Here is a 15,776-nt window from a genome sequence, read left to right on the forward strand (position 1 = left end):
GGAGGTTTCCCATGATTCGAGCAGTCTTATTTGACTTAGATGGAACACTATTAGATCGTCGCCAATCTCTAGAGCAATTTATTCGTGATCAATATAATCGCTTCGCCTTTCATTTGATAAACATAGAAAAATCCGAGTATTGCTCTCGTTTTCTCGAACTCGACAATAATGGTTACACGTGGAAAGATAAGGTATATTCCACTCTCCTTTGTGAATACAACATTACCACTTTAACGCAAGAGCAACTGCTGCACGACTACATTACAAACTTCCAACATCATTGTATTCCTTTCCCAAACATGCATGAATTACTTCAACAACTAACTCAGCTAAACATTAAAATTGGTATTATTACAAACGGCTTTACTAAATTTCAGATGAGCAACCTTCGAGCACTAAACATACATACGTATACAAACACAATTTTCATTTCAGAAGCAGAAGGAATTAAAAAACCACATCCTGAGATTTTCGAACGAGCTTTGCAAAAGCTAAATGTTAAAGCAGAAGAATGTATTTACGTTGGAGATCATCCAGAAAATGATGTGCTTGGTTCTGAACAAGTAGGGATTCTTGGCGTTTGGAAGAGAGATTCATTTTGGGGTGACTTTGAACATTCACGTGTCGTGGATGATTTATTAAAGGTGCTTTCGTTTTTAGAGGTGGAAATAAAAAAAACATAAAGCAGTCCAAAGAACCACTCTACGGAAGAGAGGTTCTTTGGACTGCTTTACTCATAAACTGTAAACTGCGGTTTACTCGGATGATCTATCACTAGCGCATCATCTGGAAATTTTGAAACTTTTTGATATAAAGCAATGTCACCAATGCAGCCTGCTGTTAGTAGAATCCCTAGAAATGAGAGTGGCTCCAGATTCATAGCTAATCCCAATACAATTGGTAAAATTCCAGTTGGTAAAAATGGCAACATTAATACTTTCTTCATTTGCTTTACTGTAATTTCTTTTTTAGAATGAGCATATGCCACACCCAATTTCCAATTGACGCCCCATTTTAATTCACTCCACGGAACACCTCCGATATAGCGAAATCCTATTAAATGTAATGCCTCATGAATACAAACGAGAACAAGCATTGCGATAATAAAAAGAAACATGATCGGTAACGTAATTTCAATTTGAAACCCGCCTGAAAGAATTGTATGCAGATAACTAATTCCAATCGCCAGAGCGAATATTATAAAAAATGAATAGAAATTTAATTTAACCATTGAAACAGAAACTGTTGTTTCTTTTCTGTTATCCATCTTTTCCCCTCCTAACAAGTAAAGATATCCTCACGAAATTGTATAATATACCCAAATGTATATAAAGATATATTTACATTTATTCTTGAACGCAAAAAAAGAAACCGGCCACTTTACTTCGTAAAACAGCCGATTTCTTCTATATGTTTCATCGTACGCGCTAATACATCATCGCGCATAATAAAGCTAAATTTTCTATCAGTTTTAATATTATCAGGAATGTCTTTTAATAAAACAGACCCTTTCGTTTCTTCGTAATGCGTATGTTGCTCTACCGCACTAATTGTTGCAAAATAAATGTTTTTAATGATTATTTTGTCTTTTCCGGATACTTTGTATTGCCCTAAGTAAGTTAAATCAGAAACTATGCCGCCGGTTTCCTCATGAACTTCTCGAACTGCCGCTTCTTCCGGTGTTTCCCCGAGTTCTACTTTACCACCTGGAAATTCAAGACCACGGCGTAAATGATGCGTTAATAACCATTGATCCCCGTACCGGCATACAACCCAAACATGCTTTGGCTCAGGAGAAAATGGGTAACGTTCAAACGATAATTGTACAGTGTTGTGGTAATAATCTTTAAATTTGTACATGCCATTACTCCCCTATTGATGATTACAAGTTTTTCCTACCACAAATTGTAGCATATTCTCGCTTTTCTGCATAATATTATCCAATTACAATCCATTGATTATTCCCATTTGTGCGACTAATTCTTTCGTTTCATGATTCCCTAGATCATAAATCATTTTATATGCTTTTTGTAGTTGTTCATCATATCGATCATTATTCGAATCGTGATGATACTCAACGAATGGAACGTGGGAGCGTACATACGAACCTAAGTCCTCTTCATACGCTTGATCAAAATACTCTCTTAACTCCGTAATCTCTTCGTCATTTGCATAAATTTCAAAATTATACGTATCCGCCGTCTTCACTTGCGAAATTTGACCATTTCCAACTGATATATAATATGTTTTTTTATTCTCCATGTAACACCCTTCTTTCATCCTTTTAATTTCTATTGTTTTCATCAATTACAAAATTATGTAAAATAAAGAAAAGGAGGGATTTCATGCTCAAAATATTAATTATCGGCATTGTTATCGTACTTATCGTATTAGTGCTCTCTGTAATGACAATTAATAAAGGATATTCATATAAACATTCCGTTGATAAACCAGAAGATAACCCTTATACAAAAAACAGCAAAGAGAATTCATAATATGCTTCGTATACTACGTATTTTAATCGCACTCAGTGTCATCATCATATCCGCTATTAGTTTACTGACAGGTCAAAATAACTTTCTACCACTTTCACAATTTTTATTAGGAGCTTTAATGTTTCTCATCGCTATTGAGCAAATAAAGAAGAAAGATTCAGGAACCGGATTTATTTGTATTGTTGCCGGTGCTTTCATTTGGATTGTTCTCATCATTACCTACATAAAATAAAAGGGGTACATTTATGTTAAAAGGAGTTCGAATTACTTTTTCACTTATCGCTTTATCTATAGCCATTTATAGTTTTATCAGCGACAACAGAGATAGTATGCCCTACATGTTCATTTTCTTAGGATTAATGGCTTTCACTATAGGTCTAGAAGAAATAAAAAAAGACAGAAAATCTAGCGGCACACTTGCTTTCATGGCTAGCGCTGCTGCTTTATTGCTTGGCTTCTCAGAAATATTTCGTTAAATAATCTATTTAAGGAGGATTTCATGTTAAAAAACATTCGAATTATAATAGCTACTATTGCCCTCATTCTCGCTCTACTTAACCTCTTTGCAAACCTCCCTATGCTTTTACCATTCGTATTTATCCTTTTAAGTATTATGTTTATCCTTTTTGGAATTGATGAAATAAAAGAGCAGCAAAAAGCAAAAGCATTTGTTTATTTTCTCGTTTCCGCTGCTATTTTATATGTTGGAGTATCTAGTATACTTTCATAAAAAGAAGAGCATGTTTTCTCTTAACAAAATAAAAAACTGCCCTTTAACAGGCAGTTTTCCTTTTTTATCCAAACACTTTCTCAAGTTCATCTTTATCTTGGCTTAACCAGAAGTTCATTAAGCGTTGTGCTCCTTCTAAGTCGTGAAGCTTCGCTTGGCCACATTGTGTTTCATTTGCAGCTGGAATTTCTGTAATTTGAACCGCATCTTTTAATGTTAGTTCTAATAAATCAATGATTTCTCGAACCGTCGGTGTTCCGCTTACTACAAGATAATATCCTGTTTGGCAGCCCATTGGTGAAATATCGATAATATCAAAATGCGGATAACGATCAATATATTTACGTAAATTAAATGCTAATAAATGTTCTAACGTATGAATAACATCTGGTTTCATTGCTTGTTTATTCGGTTGGCAGAAACGAATATCAAATTTATTTACAATACCGTCACTACCTACATTGTGGACTCCGCAATGTCTTACATAAGGCGCCTTTACAATCGTATGGTCTAATTCAAAGCTTTCTACTGATGGCATACAACATCTCTCCCGCTTTTAATTTAATTCCGTTATATCCAATATGATATAACGGAAATCGACATTAGTAAAGAATTATGTACTGTCGTGCTATAATACTTTAAGACTATGCTGAAAAGGAGACTATTATGAAACAGATTTTTATCGGTATTATACGCTTTTATCAAAAGTTCATTTCTCCGATGACACCGCCAACGTGCCGCTTTCATCCGACTTGCTCTCATTATGGATTAGAAGCGTTTCAAAAACACGGTGCCTTCAAAGGATTTTGGCTTACATGTAAGCGTATATTAAAATGTCACCCTTTCCATCCAGGAGGATTTGATCCTGTCCCAGATAAAAAGGATGACAAAGTAAATTCTTAATTGTCGTAACCATTCACAACTAAATCTAATTTTCCTGTGTCAGGATCTATAACAAGACCGTGAACAGGTACTTCTTCCGGAAGTAACGGATGGTTGCGAAGTATTGACACACTATGTTCTACACTTTCTTCTACACTAGAGAACCCTTGTAGGAATCTTTCTAAATCGATTCCAGAATAACGAAGTGTATCTAATTTCTCTTCTGTTACGCCGCGCTCTTTCATTTTCTCAATTGTACTGCTTGCTTGAATTTTTGCCATACCACAATCATGATGACCGACAACACATACTTCATCAGCTCCAAGCTCATATACAGCGACTAAAATACTACGCATAATACTTCCGAATGGATGTGAAATAACAGCGCCTGCTACTTTAATAATTTTTACATCACCGTTACGCATATTCATAGCTTTCGGTAATAATTCAACAAGACGAGTATCCATACAAGAGATAATTACCATTTTTTTATTTGGAAATTTTCCTGTTTCATACTCTTCATATTTTTTCTCTTCAACGAATTTTTCATTGTATTGTAAAATCTCTTCTAATGACTTCATAGTAAAGAACCCTCTTTTCTCTCATTTACATTACATATGTAGTGTACCAAAATTTGAAAAACTCAAAAAGGATATTGCTTTATAGTAAAAATAGGATATTTTCAGATAATCGACATAATTCTTTCAAAATATACACACACCTTTGTAACAAGTCTCACATACTTTAAACGTATTTTCACTATAAACTGATTGTAGATAATGTAAAAAAGGAGTGAATATTTATTATGTCCGACGTTCTGTTACTAAGTCGTTTTCAATTTGCAATTACTATTTTTTATCACTTTTTATTTGTACCTTTGACAATCGGACTTGTTATTTTAGTAGCATGTATGGAAACTCAATACGCCCGCACATTGAATCCAACATACCGCAAAATGGCAAATTTCTGGGGTAAATTATTTACAATTAACTTCGTAATGGGAATTATAACCGGGATTACGATGGAATTCCAATTTGGAACAAACTGGTCTGAGTACTCCAAATATATGGGAGATATTTTCGGATCACCTCTCGCAATCGAAGCACTTGTTGCCTTCTTCTTAGAATCTACTTTCATGGGAATATGGTTATTCGGTAAAGACAAAATTTCACCAAAGTTCCGTGCTTTCTGTATGTGGATGGTTGCACTTGGAACAAATATTTCTGCCCTTTGGATTATTACAGCAAACGGCTTTATGCAAAATCCTGTTGGCTACGTAGTACGTAACGGCCGCGCTGAATTAAATGATTTCTGGGCCCTTGTTACAAATCCATATGCATGGAATATGTTCTTTCACACTGTAATTGGTTGTTATATTGTCGGTGCTTTCTTCGTTATGGCAATTAGTGCATATCACTTACTACGTAAAAATGAAGTGGAATTCTTCAAAAAATCATTTAAGTTTGGCTTAATGTTAGGGTTATTCGCGGCAACTATTACACCTTTTATGGGACATCAATCCGGTGTATCGGCTGCTAAATACCAGCCAGCTAAAGGAGCTGCAATGGAAGCTGTTTGGGAAACTGGAAAAGGACAAGGGTTCTCAATCATTCAAATTCCTGATGTGAAAAATGAAAAGAACTTTGAACTGCTTACAATTCCAAAACTCGGCAGTTTCTTCTATACAAACTCATTTGATGGAGAAATTGTTGGTTTAAAAGATATTCCGAAAGAAGATCGTCCAAACGTTAACCTTGTGTACTATAGCTTCCGCCTAATGGTTGCACTTGGCATGTTCTTTATGGCATTAACTTGGTTCGGTTTCTATTTAAACCGAAAAGGAAAACTAGTAAACTCAAAACGCTATTTAAAAATTACAATGTGGTCTGTCTTACTTCCTTATATTGCAATTAACGCTGGTTGGATTGTTGCTGAAGTAGGTCGTCAACCGTGGACAGTATATAAACTGATGCGTACAGCAGAATCTGTATCACCTATATCAGTTCCACAAATTTGGTTCTCATTAATTAGTTTAATATTGTTCTACACTTTACTCTTAATTGCAGACGTATACTTAATGCTGAAGTTCGCAAAAAAAGGACCAGCTGCATTAGAAGAACCTGCTACTGAAGGAGGTACAGCTCATGTCTCATGATATGCTTGCAGTCATCTGGTTCGGTTTATGGGGCGTAATTTGGACAGTTTACTTCATTCTTGATGGCTACGCACTCGGTAACGGGATGATTTTCCCATTCGTTGCGAAAGACCGACAAGAACGAAATCAATTACAAGAAGCTATTGGTCCGTTCTGGGGTGGTAATGAAGTATGGTTAATTACAGCTGGTGGCGCAACATTCGCTGCCTTCCCAATCACATATGCAAATATGTTTAGTTACCTGTATACACCACTATTTTTAGTATTACTGGCACTATTTGCTCGTGCCGCTGGACTTGAATTTATGCATAAAGACGATTCACCAATTTGGCAAAAAACTTGTAAATGGGCATTTGCAATTGGTAGTTTCCTAATCGCCTTCTTATTCGGTGTTACATTCGCTAACCTGTATTACGGGCTGCAAATCGGAAAAGATGGTTATGAAGGAACTTTACTTAGCTTACTAAACCATTATGGTATTTTAGGTGGTCTTTTCTTCACTGCTATATTCGTCGTATCTGGTGCCCTTTGGATTATGATTAAAACGACCGGTGAAGTATCTGATCGTGCTTATAAAATCGCAAGACCATTTTCAATGGCAGCTGCTATCATTTTAGCTATCTTCTATGTCGCAACTGCAAATCGTACAAATTTATTCCAAAACTTTACGGAATATCCTGTACTATTCATTCTTCCAGTACTTGCAATGTTAATGAGTGTACTCGCACTTATTATGGTGTACAAACATAAAATCGGCCTTGCCTTTACATTCGTTTGCTTAACAATCGCAATGTTTATGACAACTGGTTTTGCAGGTATGTTCCCAAGAATGTTACCATCACGTATTAACGACGCATACAGTACAACGTTATATAACGCAGCCGGTAGTGAATTAAACTTAAAAATTATGTTCTTCGTTGCAATCGTCATGGTACCAATCGTTATTGGATATCAACTTTGGAGCTACAGCATATTTAAAAATAAAATTCATAAAGACTCTGCTAAAGGGTATCACTAAAATGAAAAAAGACACTTCAAACGAAGTGTCTTTTTTCTTATACGTATGATTTTCGATAAGATGTTACATTTCTAATCTAACAACTATGATAAAGAAGAATCACTAACAGCTCACAACTAAATTGTATCACAGGGCAAGCACATCATTTTATGCAATTTTACATATAAAAATTATAACGTAGATTGAATTACTTGGTCATACACATCGTTATCCGTTACATCTGCCGTACTAATACCACTGAAGGTCCTCACATTTAATCCGGTATTTGAAGATCCCGATCCATTATAAGCTTTCGTTTTTTCAATTGGATGTACGTTATATTTATCACCTAAGTTAATTGTCCCGTTACAGTTCTCAATAATAACCCCTTCCACAATAGCTGGCATTTTATCACCTACTTTCATTTCGTTACTCCCATTCTATGAGAATCGCCTAAAAAAATAGCATGTGTGGATAAGAAAAAAGCACTCAGGCTGAGTGCTTTTTTCTTATTTACCGCTCTTCTTTCTCTCACAAGCAATTCCATCGCCATCACGATCTAAATGCTTACCGTAATACGGACTATCTCTTGTAATATCGTAAACTCCAGCATCATTTGCTTCTTTACAGTTAGCAAAGCGTTTTGGTTCTGGCTTTTGTTCCGGCTTCACCTCTGGTTGTGGTTGTTCTTGTCTTGCTCCTGGTCTTTCTTCAAGTGGTAATGTCGCGTTATATAAGAACTGAACATATTGCTCACGACTTACATGCATTCTAGGTGCGAATTTACCATCACCAGTTCCAGCTGTAATATAATTTGATTTAACTGCAGTAATCGCAGGATTCGCCCATCCATTTCTATCTACGTCCGGGAAATTATGATCCCCTCTTATTTGCAATTGGAACCCTTTTGTTAAAATTTGTGCCATTTCATCGCGAGTTAACGAATCTTTCGGTCTAAAGTTCCCTGTGCCATCTCCAGCAAATACACCCATCTCTGTTAAAGCAAGAATCTCTTTTTTAAACAGAGTCGAACGATCAGTAACATCTTTATACGGATTATTATACTGTTCTTTTACTGCTGGCTTTAATTGACGGAACATAAGGGCTGCAACTTGCTCACGAGTTACATCATCACCAAATCCAAAAATTCCATTTCCATATCCAGCAACAATGTTTTTATTTGCTAAGTCCATAATTGCCTTATACGACCAATGATTGTTTGGAACATCTTTAAACTCTATACTTGCCTGCGCTGTCCCAATTGAAGTAAATGCTGTAGTTGCAACAATTGCACCTGTTAAAAGTAATTTTTTAAATCCCATACTTAAGTCTCCTTCTCTTTTCCATAATAAACATTTAACAATATAACAAATTATATAAATTCATTTTGTCATATTCTGTCGAATACAAAAAAAGAACCCCGAAGGATTCTTTTTTTGCTAAGCACAAATGGCAATTTTGGAGACAGTTGACTTTTTCAAAAATTTATTAGGGGTAATATTTTGAAAAAGAAAGCCTTTCATATTTAACTTAACACCACTGGAATATATAGTAAATTGATAATATTTATACGGAAGATTGCTAATGTTTAGTATAGATATTTTCCACTATATTAACAGTGATAACTATCTATATTCAACAATAAAAAGGCGCCTTTTAAGAAGACGCCCTTTCCCCTGTTTATATATAACCCATCCCACTTTTCGTAAACACACACTAGAAAACAGAATCATTAATTGTTACAAGATTGTTAGATACAAAAAGAGTAGAGGCAAATGTTTGTATACAATTCTGCTTTATAGCATGTATCCACAATTTATATTTTAATCCTCTTTCATTAAAAAAGAACAAAATATGCAAAATTACATATTTCAAAGAAAAAGACACTCTACAGAGTGCCCTCTAAACCATTTTACTTTGAATACATTTTATCATATCTGTCTATATCATTTGTTGAGAAAATTCCAAATCGTTATTTTTATTATTAATAACTTCAAAATCATGTAGTATTAGGAGTGCAATAAAAACATCATAAAAATTGAGGTGTACAACATTTATGTATTTCGGAATTATTCCTCTTATATTGTTTATTATTTTTCTTTTCTCTTATTTAAAAGATCCACGAAAAATAATAAATGGCTTTTTATTTAATGCCTTTTTCTGTTCTTTTCTATTATTTTGTGCAGTCGTCTCGTTTGCATCTGGTAATAACGCTTTACATTTTATCGTTATTATTCCCATGATAGCGCTAATTGTAATGATACCTTTTGCTATAGTCGCTTTAATGTTTGGGCTATTTCTTAATGCGAGAATCTTGATGAAGCGTGAAGGAAGACGCTTTACAAACTCTTTAACTTTAATTGCAGCTTTAGGGATTTTATTCTTTATGCTACTCCCTATCATAAATCCAGCAAGTTTAGTCTCAACACACTTTCAATTTATTTTTGCTGGTATTTCTTTTATAACTGTATATTTCTTTATACATTTATCTAATTTTTTATCAGCATATTTTTTATACCAATTCAACAGACCAAGACGTAATCAAGATTTCATCATCGTTCTTGGCAGTGGCTTAATTAACGATAAAGTACCTCCGTTACTTGCAAGTCGTATTAATAAAGCAATCGACTTCTATTGGAAACAAACAGCTGTTACTACACCGCCAACAATCATTTTCTCTGGTGGGCAAGGTCCAGATGAAAACCTTCCGGAAGCAGAAGCAATGCAAAATTATGCTGTGGAAAAAGGAATTCCTTTTGAACATACCTTACAAGAAAATCGCTCTGTAAACACATATCAAAATATGTCGTTCTCTAAAGAAATTATGGATTCTTTAAAGCCTCAAGGTAAGTATAGAAGTATTTTTACAACGAACAATTTCCACCTTTTCCGCGCTGGTATATATGCAAGACAAGCTGGCCTTAATAGCCAAGGAATCGGATCAAAAACTGCATTTTATTACTGGCCTAACGCAATGATTCGCGAATATGTCGCAATTGTCGTTATGGGGCGTAAGCGCCATATGAAAATATGTGGAACTATTTTAGGTTTCGCTTTATTCCTAACAGTCGTTAGTTTTATATTTTCTTAACAACCTCCCATCCTTTGAACGGATGGGATTTTTTATACGAATTCCAAAAATATTTTAATGGTAATATGGTGATAATATCCCCTGCATACATCCATTAAAGGAGAATTTTTTCAAATTAAATGTTAAAATGGAATTTAGGTGTGAATTACGTAACAAATAAGAAACTAGTTTGAAACGAGGAAATTACATGAAGAAAATTGTCAAGAGTAAGCCCAATAAGCTGAAAATTGCTTCAAAAGCTTTGATGATTATTATTGGGGCATTTATCACAGCGTACGGATTAGAAGCTGTCTTAATTCCAAATAACGTATCCGACGGTGGTGTGACTGGTTTAAGTATCGTTAGTTCAAGATTATTTGGATTGCCATTAGGAGCTCTAATCGCAGTTATTAACATTCCTTTCGTTTGGTTAGGATATAAACAAATCGGTAAAAGCTTTGCAATTTATTCCATCATCGGGATTGCTTCATTAGCAATAGGTACCGTTGTCATGCACGGAATACCAACTATTATTGAAGGCGATACACTACTCGTTACAGTTGTTGGTGGTATTATTATCGGTTTTGGTATGGGACTAGCCTTACGTAACGGCGGCGCATTAGATGGAATCGATATGCTAGCTGTATTACTTTCTCGTAAGTTACCTTTTGGAACAAGTGACCTTATTTTATTCTTAAATATGTTTGTCTTTATTTTTGTTTCAACAGTATTTGGTCTTCAAGGGGCTATCCTTTCGGCAATTGCTTACTTTATCGCTTCGAAAGTGATTCATATCGTTGAAGTTGGTTTAAGTGGTTCGAAAACATTTAAAATCATCACGAAAGAGCCTGAATTAATGGTAGAAACAATTCGCGATCGTTTAGGCCGAAGCGCAACGTATAACGAAGTATACGGTGGTTATTCAAGAGAGAAATTCAAAGAAATTTCTTGTGTAATTAACCGTTTAGAAGAAAGTAAAATGAAGGACCTGATTAATGAAATCGATCCTAATGCCTTTATTACAGTTTATGACGTAGCTGAAGTAAAAGGCGGTAACTTTAAGAAACGTGATATTCATTAATCATTATGAAAAAAGAGGGTGTGCCAAAATATTGGTGCAGCCTCTTTTTATTATGAAGTTGGTAAATCGATATTCCTTTTCGAATCGTTGATATATTTTGAGCTACGATAGATATAATCGAAAAACCGTTGATATATTTTACTCCCCCCATCTTCCCCCGCTTTTAATCCAATCGACGTACTTTTGAAAGGCGGGCACTTCATGCTGAAAGCGAAGCGGAACATATAGAAAGAGAGTACATGTACACAGTATCCATAGAATACCTACTATAAAGTGAAACTATAATCAGTGGGGGTTTTGTTCATCCCCCACTGATTATTAGTTGAACCAATCGGGCGTTTACGGGCAGTTGATCTCCCACCTAACATCTTTGCTCCAGCCGAATTTTGAGGTGGGAGTTTTACTGCCCGTTAATGCGGGATAAAGTGAAATTTCATCGTTGTGCTAATAAACAAACTGAGGAATAAGACGAGGAACATAATCAAACTAAACCTTTTATATATACTCATAATAATCTCCTCCTTATAACTTAATTGTACCAGCTATAAGGAATTAATTCCCATAATAAAAAGACCGAAAAGCAAATTCCACTTTTCAGTCTCTATACTATCTTCTCTTCATAATTTTCCCTGAACCGCCAACCCTTGTTTTCGGGGGCGACGTATTCTTTGGTGGGGTTTTAATGGATGATTTCGGCTTCACATCAGATCCACTCGAGCCACCCGGGTTTTTCGTAATTTTCCCTTTGCTTCCGGTAGAAGGCGGTGGCGTCGTTTTACTTCCTTTTTCCGTAATACTTCCTTTATCACCTACAGATGATTTCGGATCTACATTATCGCCTCGCTTAATAATAGATCCTTTCCCTTCCTTCGTAATTGGAGGCGGGGTTTTCTTTTCCTCTTTCGTAGGTGGTCTTTCCGGGATCACCGGTTTATGATTTTGTCTGTCATTATATCCGCGATAATCACCGTATGATGATTTGCGTGAACCGAATATATCGTTTAATATACTCCCCATGATATATCCTTGTAAGAAGGATGGTTGGTAATTTTGACGGACAAATTCTTCATTGCTTATTTCAATTAACGTATCAGATGGTTTCTCTTTATCCTTTTGTAAATTATACATTTTATCAGAATAAACGAGGAACATTTGATTTTCGTCTTCTTTAGATGCTTGCTTCGGTTTCCTTTCGGCTATAAGTTCCTTTGCGACTTCAGGAACTGACCGATTGGCAGCCCTATACACGTAAGATTCTTGTTTACCATCCTTTGCGACAGACTCTAGCGGATAACGGTCTTGAATTGACTTCGCCTGACCACCTTGACAGCCCGATAAAGCATAGCCGGCAATAACAAGTAATGTAACGATAGCAAGTATAGGGATCACGAACGATTTAATCATGGTAAACAATCGGTTTGACATGATTACGCCCCCCTTATGTTGCTCTTATGATTTGTACATCAGCAGGAATAATTGATTCTCCCTCATACATCATCGTGCGACCATTTTGCCATTCAACACGTAATAATTTGCGGTTGTCAGACTGGAATTCCCATACGTACTGTTCTTCTGAAGCAGCGAATGGCGTTTTCCCCATAACAACAACACGTCCATTATATTGTTCTTCCATATGATACTCTATATCATCCATTTCAATCGTCGTCGGAATTTCATCGATTGAATCTAAACGACCATCAATCGGTGTATACAATTTGTAATACGTATTTTCACGGTCTTCAATTTTCAAATAACGAATATCTTTCCCATCCTGCAAAGTTAAAATAATCTCCTTGCGAGAATGCATGCTCGTTTTCCCAGTTAATTCGTACATGACTAACGAGACTTCAATCATATCGCCAGGAGCCAACGTTAAAAGACTCTTTTCTGGCTTCGGCGGCTCCGGACTCTTCATTATATTTTTAATACGTTTAAATAAACTCACAATCTACCCCTCCTTTTCTCTTTATAAACAAGCACCTAAAATAAGTGCACCAACGATATGTAATGAACCAGCTAACAACGCATGTGCTAAGCTGCCTTCTTTCGTTCCTTCTTCTAAATCTAAACCAGACATTTTCTTTAACACAAACTCAATGAACATTTCTACAATTAATAAAATAACGAATGAAACTGCTGAGGCAAGAAGCGCTTGCCATAAGTCATTCGCTTTCGTTATAGATTGAGATAAAATGTACCCTTGCGCAAATAATTTCATAACGAAACGCGTTGCCACTGCTGTATTTCCATTTTTCATTTCTTTTAAATCATTGTATTTTGTAAAAATCGAATCAACCCACATAATTGCAAATAAAAGTACCGCACTCGCTCCAGTCCATACAAGCATAGCTAAAACATTCATCCACGTCATTACAAAACCTCCTCTAAAAAAGTAATAGAAAACCGACATGAATTCTCTTCAGACATGTCGGTTTCTTTGTCTATTCTATATTATTTCTCGTACTGCTTCATAATACGAGCTAATTCATCGTCAACAACAGAATTTTTGTTTAAGCTTGCGAATTCATCATCTAACGACTTTTCTTTCTTGTAAATTTCACCGCTTGCTTCTGCTTCAGCCTCTAATTGAAGTGCTTTCTCTTCCATACGGCTTAAACCAGCTTTTGCTGAATTTGAATCAAATCCAGACATCGCCTGATTAATATTCTTTTGTGCTTTCGCTGCATTTACACGTGCAACAAGTGTTTCACGTTTATTTTTCAGCTCTGTTAATTGCTTACGCATTTCTTCTAGCTTAAGACGAAGGTTATCAGCAGCTGCTTTGTTTTGCTCATAGCTCGCTTTATACTCATTCATCTTTTGCTCTGCATTTTGTTTTTCTTCTAAAGCACGGCGCGCAAGATCTAAGTTGCTAGCTTGAACAGCCATATGAGCTTGCTCTTCACGTTTTTTCACAAGTGCTTCTTGCTCTTCAAATAATATTTTGAATTTCTTCTCAAGTGCAATTTGAGCTGCTACACTTTTCTCAGCTTCTTGTACATCCGCTTGCATATCGCGTAAATATTGATCCGTCATCTTAACTGGATCTTCCGCTTTTTCAATTAATGAATATACATTCGACATTGTTAAATCTCGTAATCGTTTAAATACAGACATTCTAATTCCTCCTATGACTTACCTCATATTTCAAATTCACTACTTGGAAAACTGAAAAATCTCCCTTAACAGTAAAGAATATTCATTTTTACAGCCTATGTGTTTATTATAACAAAACTAATATGTCCTTACATGTTATTTCCAAAATACAGCCAATATAATATGACATTCTAGATAAAACATTGTATTCCTAATATATTCTCATTAACCCTCTTCAGAATTGACTTATTTTTATGCACTTTCACTAAATTACATTATTGTAATGTTACTGTAAGCTAACTCGATAGTTACGTTTCAATATTTCTTATACACTAATACCAGAAGCAACGGAATAGCAAAAAAGCTTCTCATACTGTAAGGACTAATACAAAAACTGTATTTGCTATAAAGTGAAACTATAATCAGTGGGGGTTTTGTTTATCCCCCCACTGATTATTAGTTGAACCAATCGGGCGTTTACGGGCAGTTGACCTCCCACCTAACTTCTTTGCTCCAGCCGAATTTTGAGGTGGGAGTTTTACTGCCCGTTAATGCGGGATAAAACATATAAAAAGGAGAAATCATCATGAAAAAATTAGTAGGAATCGGGTTAGCAGCAGCAATTTCATTCGGAGCATTATCAGGTTGTTCTTTATTAGGAGAAAAAGCGAACGGCTTTGTATTATACGGAACAGAAGAGCAAGTTCAGCAAATTGCAGATAAAAATAAAAAAGAAGTGAAAGAAAAAGACTTCTATAAAATGAAAATGACAACATTAGAGGGTAAAAAAGTTCTTGTAATGGATAAGAAAACTGGTGAAGAACTTGTTAAAAAAGAATTACTACAAAAAGTTGATGAAAAAGACGACACGAAACCACTTGATAAATTACCAGCTGTAACAACAGAACAAGGCGTGTTATTCGCAAAAAATAAAGTAGAAAATGCTACAATTGATGGTGCGAAATTAAAATATGAAGGCAACACAATTATTGGTAGTGGCCGTGCATATGCAGATATGTTCGTGATTGTTGATGATGCAACTTACGGCAATGTAAAAGGTGAAGAAAAATCTGTGGGTGTATTAAAATTTGATAAAGACCCTAGTAAAGAATTCCCTGGAAAAAATGGTGTAGAAGGAGCACAACTTGTAAAAATTAAGAAATAATAAAAAAGCTTTGCGAAATAAAATGTATCCTATAGAATAGACACTGAAAAAAAGTCTATTCTATAGGGTATTTCTTGTATAATGAGAGAAAATTGGAATCGGAGA

At 35.3% G+C, this 15,776-nt stretch carries 22 protein-coding genes; 11 read left to right on the plus strand and 11 right to left on the minus strand.

The window, feature by feature from the left end; genetic code table 11:
- Window positions 1–11 precede the first annotated feature (11 nt).
- Window positions 12–683 (plus strand): HAD family hydrolase, encoded by a 672-nt coding sequence (locus SB773_RS19045; protein WP_410591420.1) that lies wholly within the window; start codon window positions 12–14, stop codon window positions 681–683.
- A 47-nt stretch (window positions 684–730) separates the two neighbouring features.
- On the opposite strand, the gene SB773_RS19050 is transcribed toward SB773_RS19045, so the two are convergent.
- The 3 genes from SB773_RS19050 to SB773_RS19060 all read right to left on the minus strand — a co-directional run bounded on the left by SB773_RS19050 (window position 731) and on the right by SB773_RS19060 (window position 2,262).
- Window positions 731–1,267, minus strand: a complete 537-nt coding sequence (locus tag SB773_RS19050) for a DUF3267 domain-containing protein (protein ID WP_107887320.1) — start codon at window positions 1,265–1,267, stop codon at window positions 731–733.
- Window positions 1,268–1,380: 113 nt separating this feature from the next.
- Window positions 1,381–1,860, minus strand: a complete 480-nt coding sequence (mutTA, locus tag SB773_RS19055) for an antimutator 8-oxo-(dGTP/GTP)ase (protein ID WP_002015736.1) — start codon at window positions 1,858–1,860, stop codon at window positions 1,381–1,383.
- Window positions 1,861–1,944: 84 nt separating this feature from the next.
- Window positions 1,945–2,262, minus strand: a complete 318-nt coding sequence (locus tag SB773_RS19060) for a hypothetical protein (RefSeq protein WP_002089150.1) — start codon at window positions 2,260–2,262, stop codon at window positions 1,945–1,947.
- 83 nt (window positions 2,263–2,345) lie between these two features.
- Between SB773_RS19060 and ytzI the strand changes: the two genes are divergently transcribed.
- From ytzI to SB773_RS19080, 4 genes are read left to right on the plus strand one after another with little or no spacing between them, the layout of a single operon-like run.
- Window positions 2,346–2,495 (plus strand): YtzI protein, encoded by a 150-nt coding sequence (gene ytzI / locus SB773_RS19065; protein WP_410591423.1) that lies wholly within the window; start codon window positions 2,346–2,348, stop codon window positions 2,493–2,495.
- 1 nt (window position 2,496) lies between these two features.
- On the plus strand, window positions 2,497–2,727 hold the full coding sequence (locus SB773_RS19070) for a DUF3953 domain-containing protein (protein ID WP_410591425.1): 231 nt from the start codon (window positions 2,497–2,499) through the stop codon (window positions 2,725–2,727).
- Window positions 2,728–2,740: 13 nt separating this feature from the next.
- Window positions 2,741–2,971 carry a YczI family protein gene (locus SB773_RS19075; RefSeq protein ID WP_410591427.1) on the plus strand — a complete coding sequence of 77 codons (231 nt, stop codon included), beginning with the start codon at window positions 2,741–2,743 and terminating at the stop codon, window positions 2,969–2,971.
- A gap of 23 nt (window positions 2,972–2,994) precedes the next feature.
- Window positions 2,995–3,225, plus strand: a complete 231-nt coding sequence (locus SB773_RS19080) for a YczI family protein (RefSeq protein WP_410591429.1) — start codon at window positions 2,995–2,997, stop codon at window positions 3,223–3,225.
- Between the two features lie 64 nt (window positions 3,226–3,289).
- On the opposite strand, the gene luxS is transcribed toward SB773_RS19080, so the two are convergent.
- The gene (luxS, locus tag SB773_RS19085; RefSeq protein ID WP_001141371.1) at window positions 3,290–3,763 is read right to left on the minus strand and encodes an S-ribosylhomocysteine lyase LuxS; all 474 of its coding nucleotides are present in this window, start codon (window positions 3,761–3,763) and stop codon (window positions 3,290–3,292) included.
- 128 nt (window positions 3,764–3,891) lie between these two features.
- Between luxS and yidD the strand changes: the two genes are divergently transcribed.
- Entirely contained in the window at window positions 3,892–4,128 is a 237-nt protein-coding gene (gene yidD / locus SB773_RS19090; protein ID WP_002112460.1) for a membrane protein insertion efficiency factor YidD, read from the plus strand.
- Here the strand turns inward: yidD and SB773_RS19095 are convergent.
- Entirely contained in the window at window positions 4,125–4,688 is a 564-nt protein-coding gene (locus SB773_RS19095; RefSeq protein WP_002015742.1) for a beta-class carbonic anhydrase, read from the minus strand. The two genes, yidD and SB773_RS19095, sit on opposite strands and share 4 nt — an antisense overlap.
- Before the next feature lie 224 nt (window positions 4,689–4,912).
- On the opposite strand from SB773_RS19095, the gene cydA reads away from it, so the two are divergent.
- Window positions 4,913–6,262, plus strand: coding sequence for a cytochrome ubiquinol oxidase subunit I (gene cydA / locus SB773_RS19100; protein ID WP_410591431.1), 1,350 nt, complete (start codon window positions 4,913–4,915; stop codon window positions 6,260–6,262).
- A complete protein-coding gene (gene cydB / locus SB773_RS19105; RefSeq protein WP_410591433.1) occupies window positions 6,252–7,280 on the plus strand; it encodes a cytochrome d ubiquinol oxidase subunit II in 1,029 nt (342 codons plus the stop codon). The genes cydA and cydB overlap by 11 nt, the downstream gene beginning before the upstream one ends.
- Window positions 7,281–7,450: 170 nt before the next feature.
- Here cydB and SB773_RS19110 read toward each other — a convergent pair whose 3' ends face one another.
- Both SB773_RS19110 and SB773_RS19115 read right to left on the minus strand, forming a co-directional pair.
- Window positions 7,451–7,684 (minus strand): spore germination protein, encoded by a 234-nt coding sequence (locus tag SB773_RS19110; protein ID WP_002015747.1) that lies wholly within the window; start codon window positions 7,682–7,684, stop codon window positions 7,451–7,453.
- A gap of 84 nt (window positions 7,685–7,768) precedes the next feature.
- A complete protein-coding gene (locus tag SB773_RS19115) occupies window positions 7,769–8,581 on the minus strand; it encodes an S-layer homology domain-containing protein (RefSeq protein ID WP_193662764.1) in 813 nt (270 codons plus the stop codon).
- 734 nt (window positions 8,582–9,315) lie between these two features.
- Here SB773_RS19115 and SB773_RS19120 point away from each other — a divergent pair.
- Window positions 9,316–10,350 (plus strand): YdcF family protein, encoded by a 1,035-nt coding sequence (locus SB773_RS19120; protein WP_410591436.1) that lies wholly within the window; start codon window positions 9,316–9,318, stop codon window positions 10,348–10,350.
- 187 nt (window positions 10,351–10,537) lie between these two features.
- Window positions 10,538–11,410: a YitT family protein gene (locus tag SB773_RS19125; protein ID WP_002138778.1), complete on the plus strand. Its 873-nt coding sequence runs from the start codon at window positions 10,538–10,540 to the stop codon at window positions 11,408–11,410.
- Window positions 11,411–12,016: 606 nt separating this feature from the next.
- Here SB773_RS19125 and SB773_RS19130 read toward each other — a convergent pair.
- From SB773_RS19130 to SB773_RS19145, 4 genes are all read right to left on the minus strand, one after another.
- A complete protein-coding gene (locus SB773_RS19130; RefSeq protein WP_410591439.1) occupies window positions 12,017–12,835 on the minus strand; it encodes a DUF4247 domain-containing protein in 819 nt (272 codons plus the stop codon).
- A gap of 13 nt (window positions 12,836–12,848) precedes the next feature.
- On the minus strand, window positions 12,849–13,355 hold the full coding sequence (locus SB773_RS19135) for a DUF4178 domain-containing protein (protein ID WP_410591441.1): 507 nt from the start codon (window positions 13,353–13,355) through the stop codon (window positions 12,849–12,851).
- A gap of 21 nt (window positions 13,356–13,376) precedes the next feature.
- Window positions 13,377–13,781, minus strand: coding sequence for a DUF350 domain-containing protein (locus tag SB773_RS19140; protein ID WP_107887314.1), 405 nt, complete (start codon window positions 13,779–13,781; stop codon window positions 13,377–13,379).
- Between the two features lie 80 nt (window positions 13,782–13,861).
- On the minus strand, window positions 13,862–14,527 hold the full coding sequence (locus SB773_RS19145) for a PspA/IM30 family protein (RefSeq protein ID WP_002015754.1): 666 nt from the start codon (window positions 14,525–14,527) through the stop codon (window positions 13,862–13,864).
- 565 nt (window positions 14,528–15,092) lie between these two features.
- Between SB773_RS19145 and SB773_RS19150 the strand changes: the two genes are divergently transcribed.
- A complete protein-coding gene (locus SB773_RS19150; RefSeq protein WP_410591444.1) occupies window positions 15,093–15,671 on the plus strand; it encodes a lipoprotein BA_5634 family protein in 579 nt (192 codons plus the stop codon).
- The last annotated feature ends 105 nt before the right edge of the window (window positions 15,672–15,776 follow it).

This window comes from Bacillus sp. SIMBA_074 (assembly GCF_046534555.1).
Lineage (GTDB): Bacteria > Bacillota > Bacilli > Bacillales > Bacillaceae_G > Bacillus_A > Bacillus_A mycoides.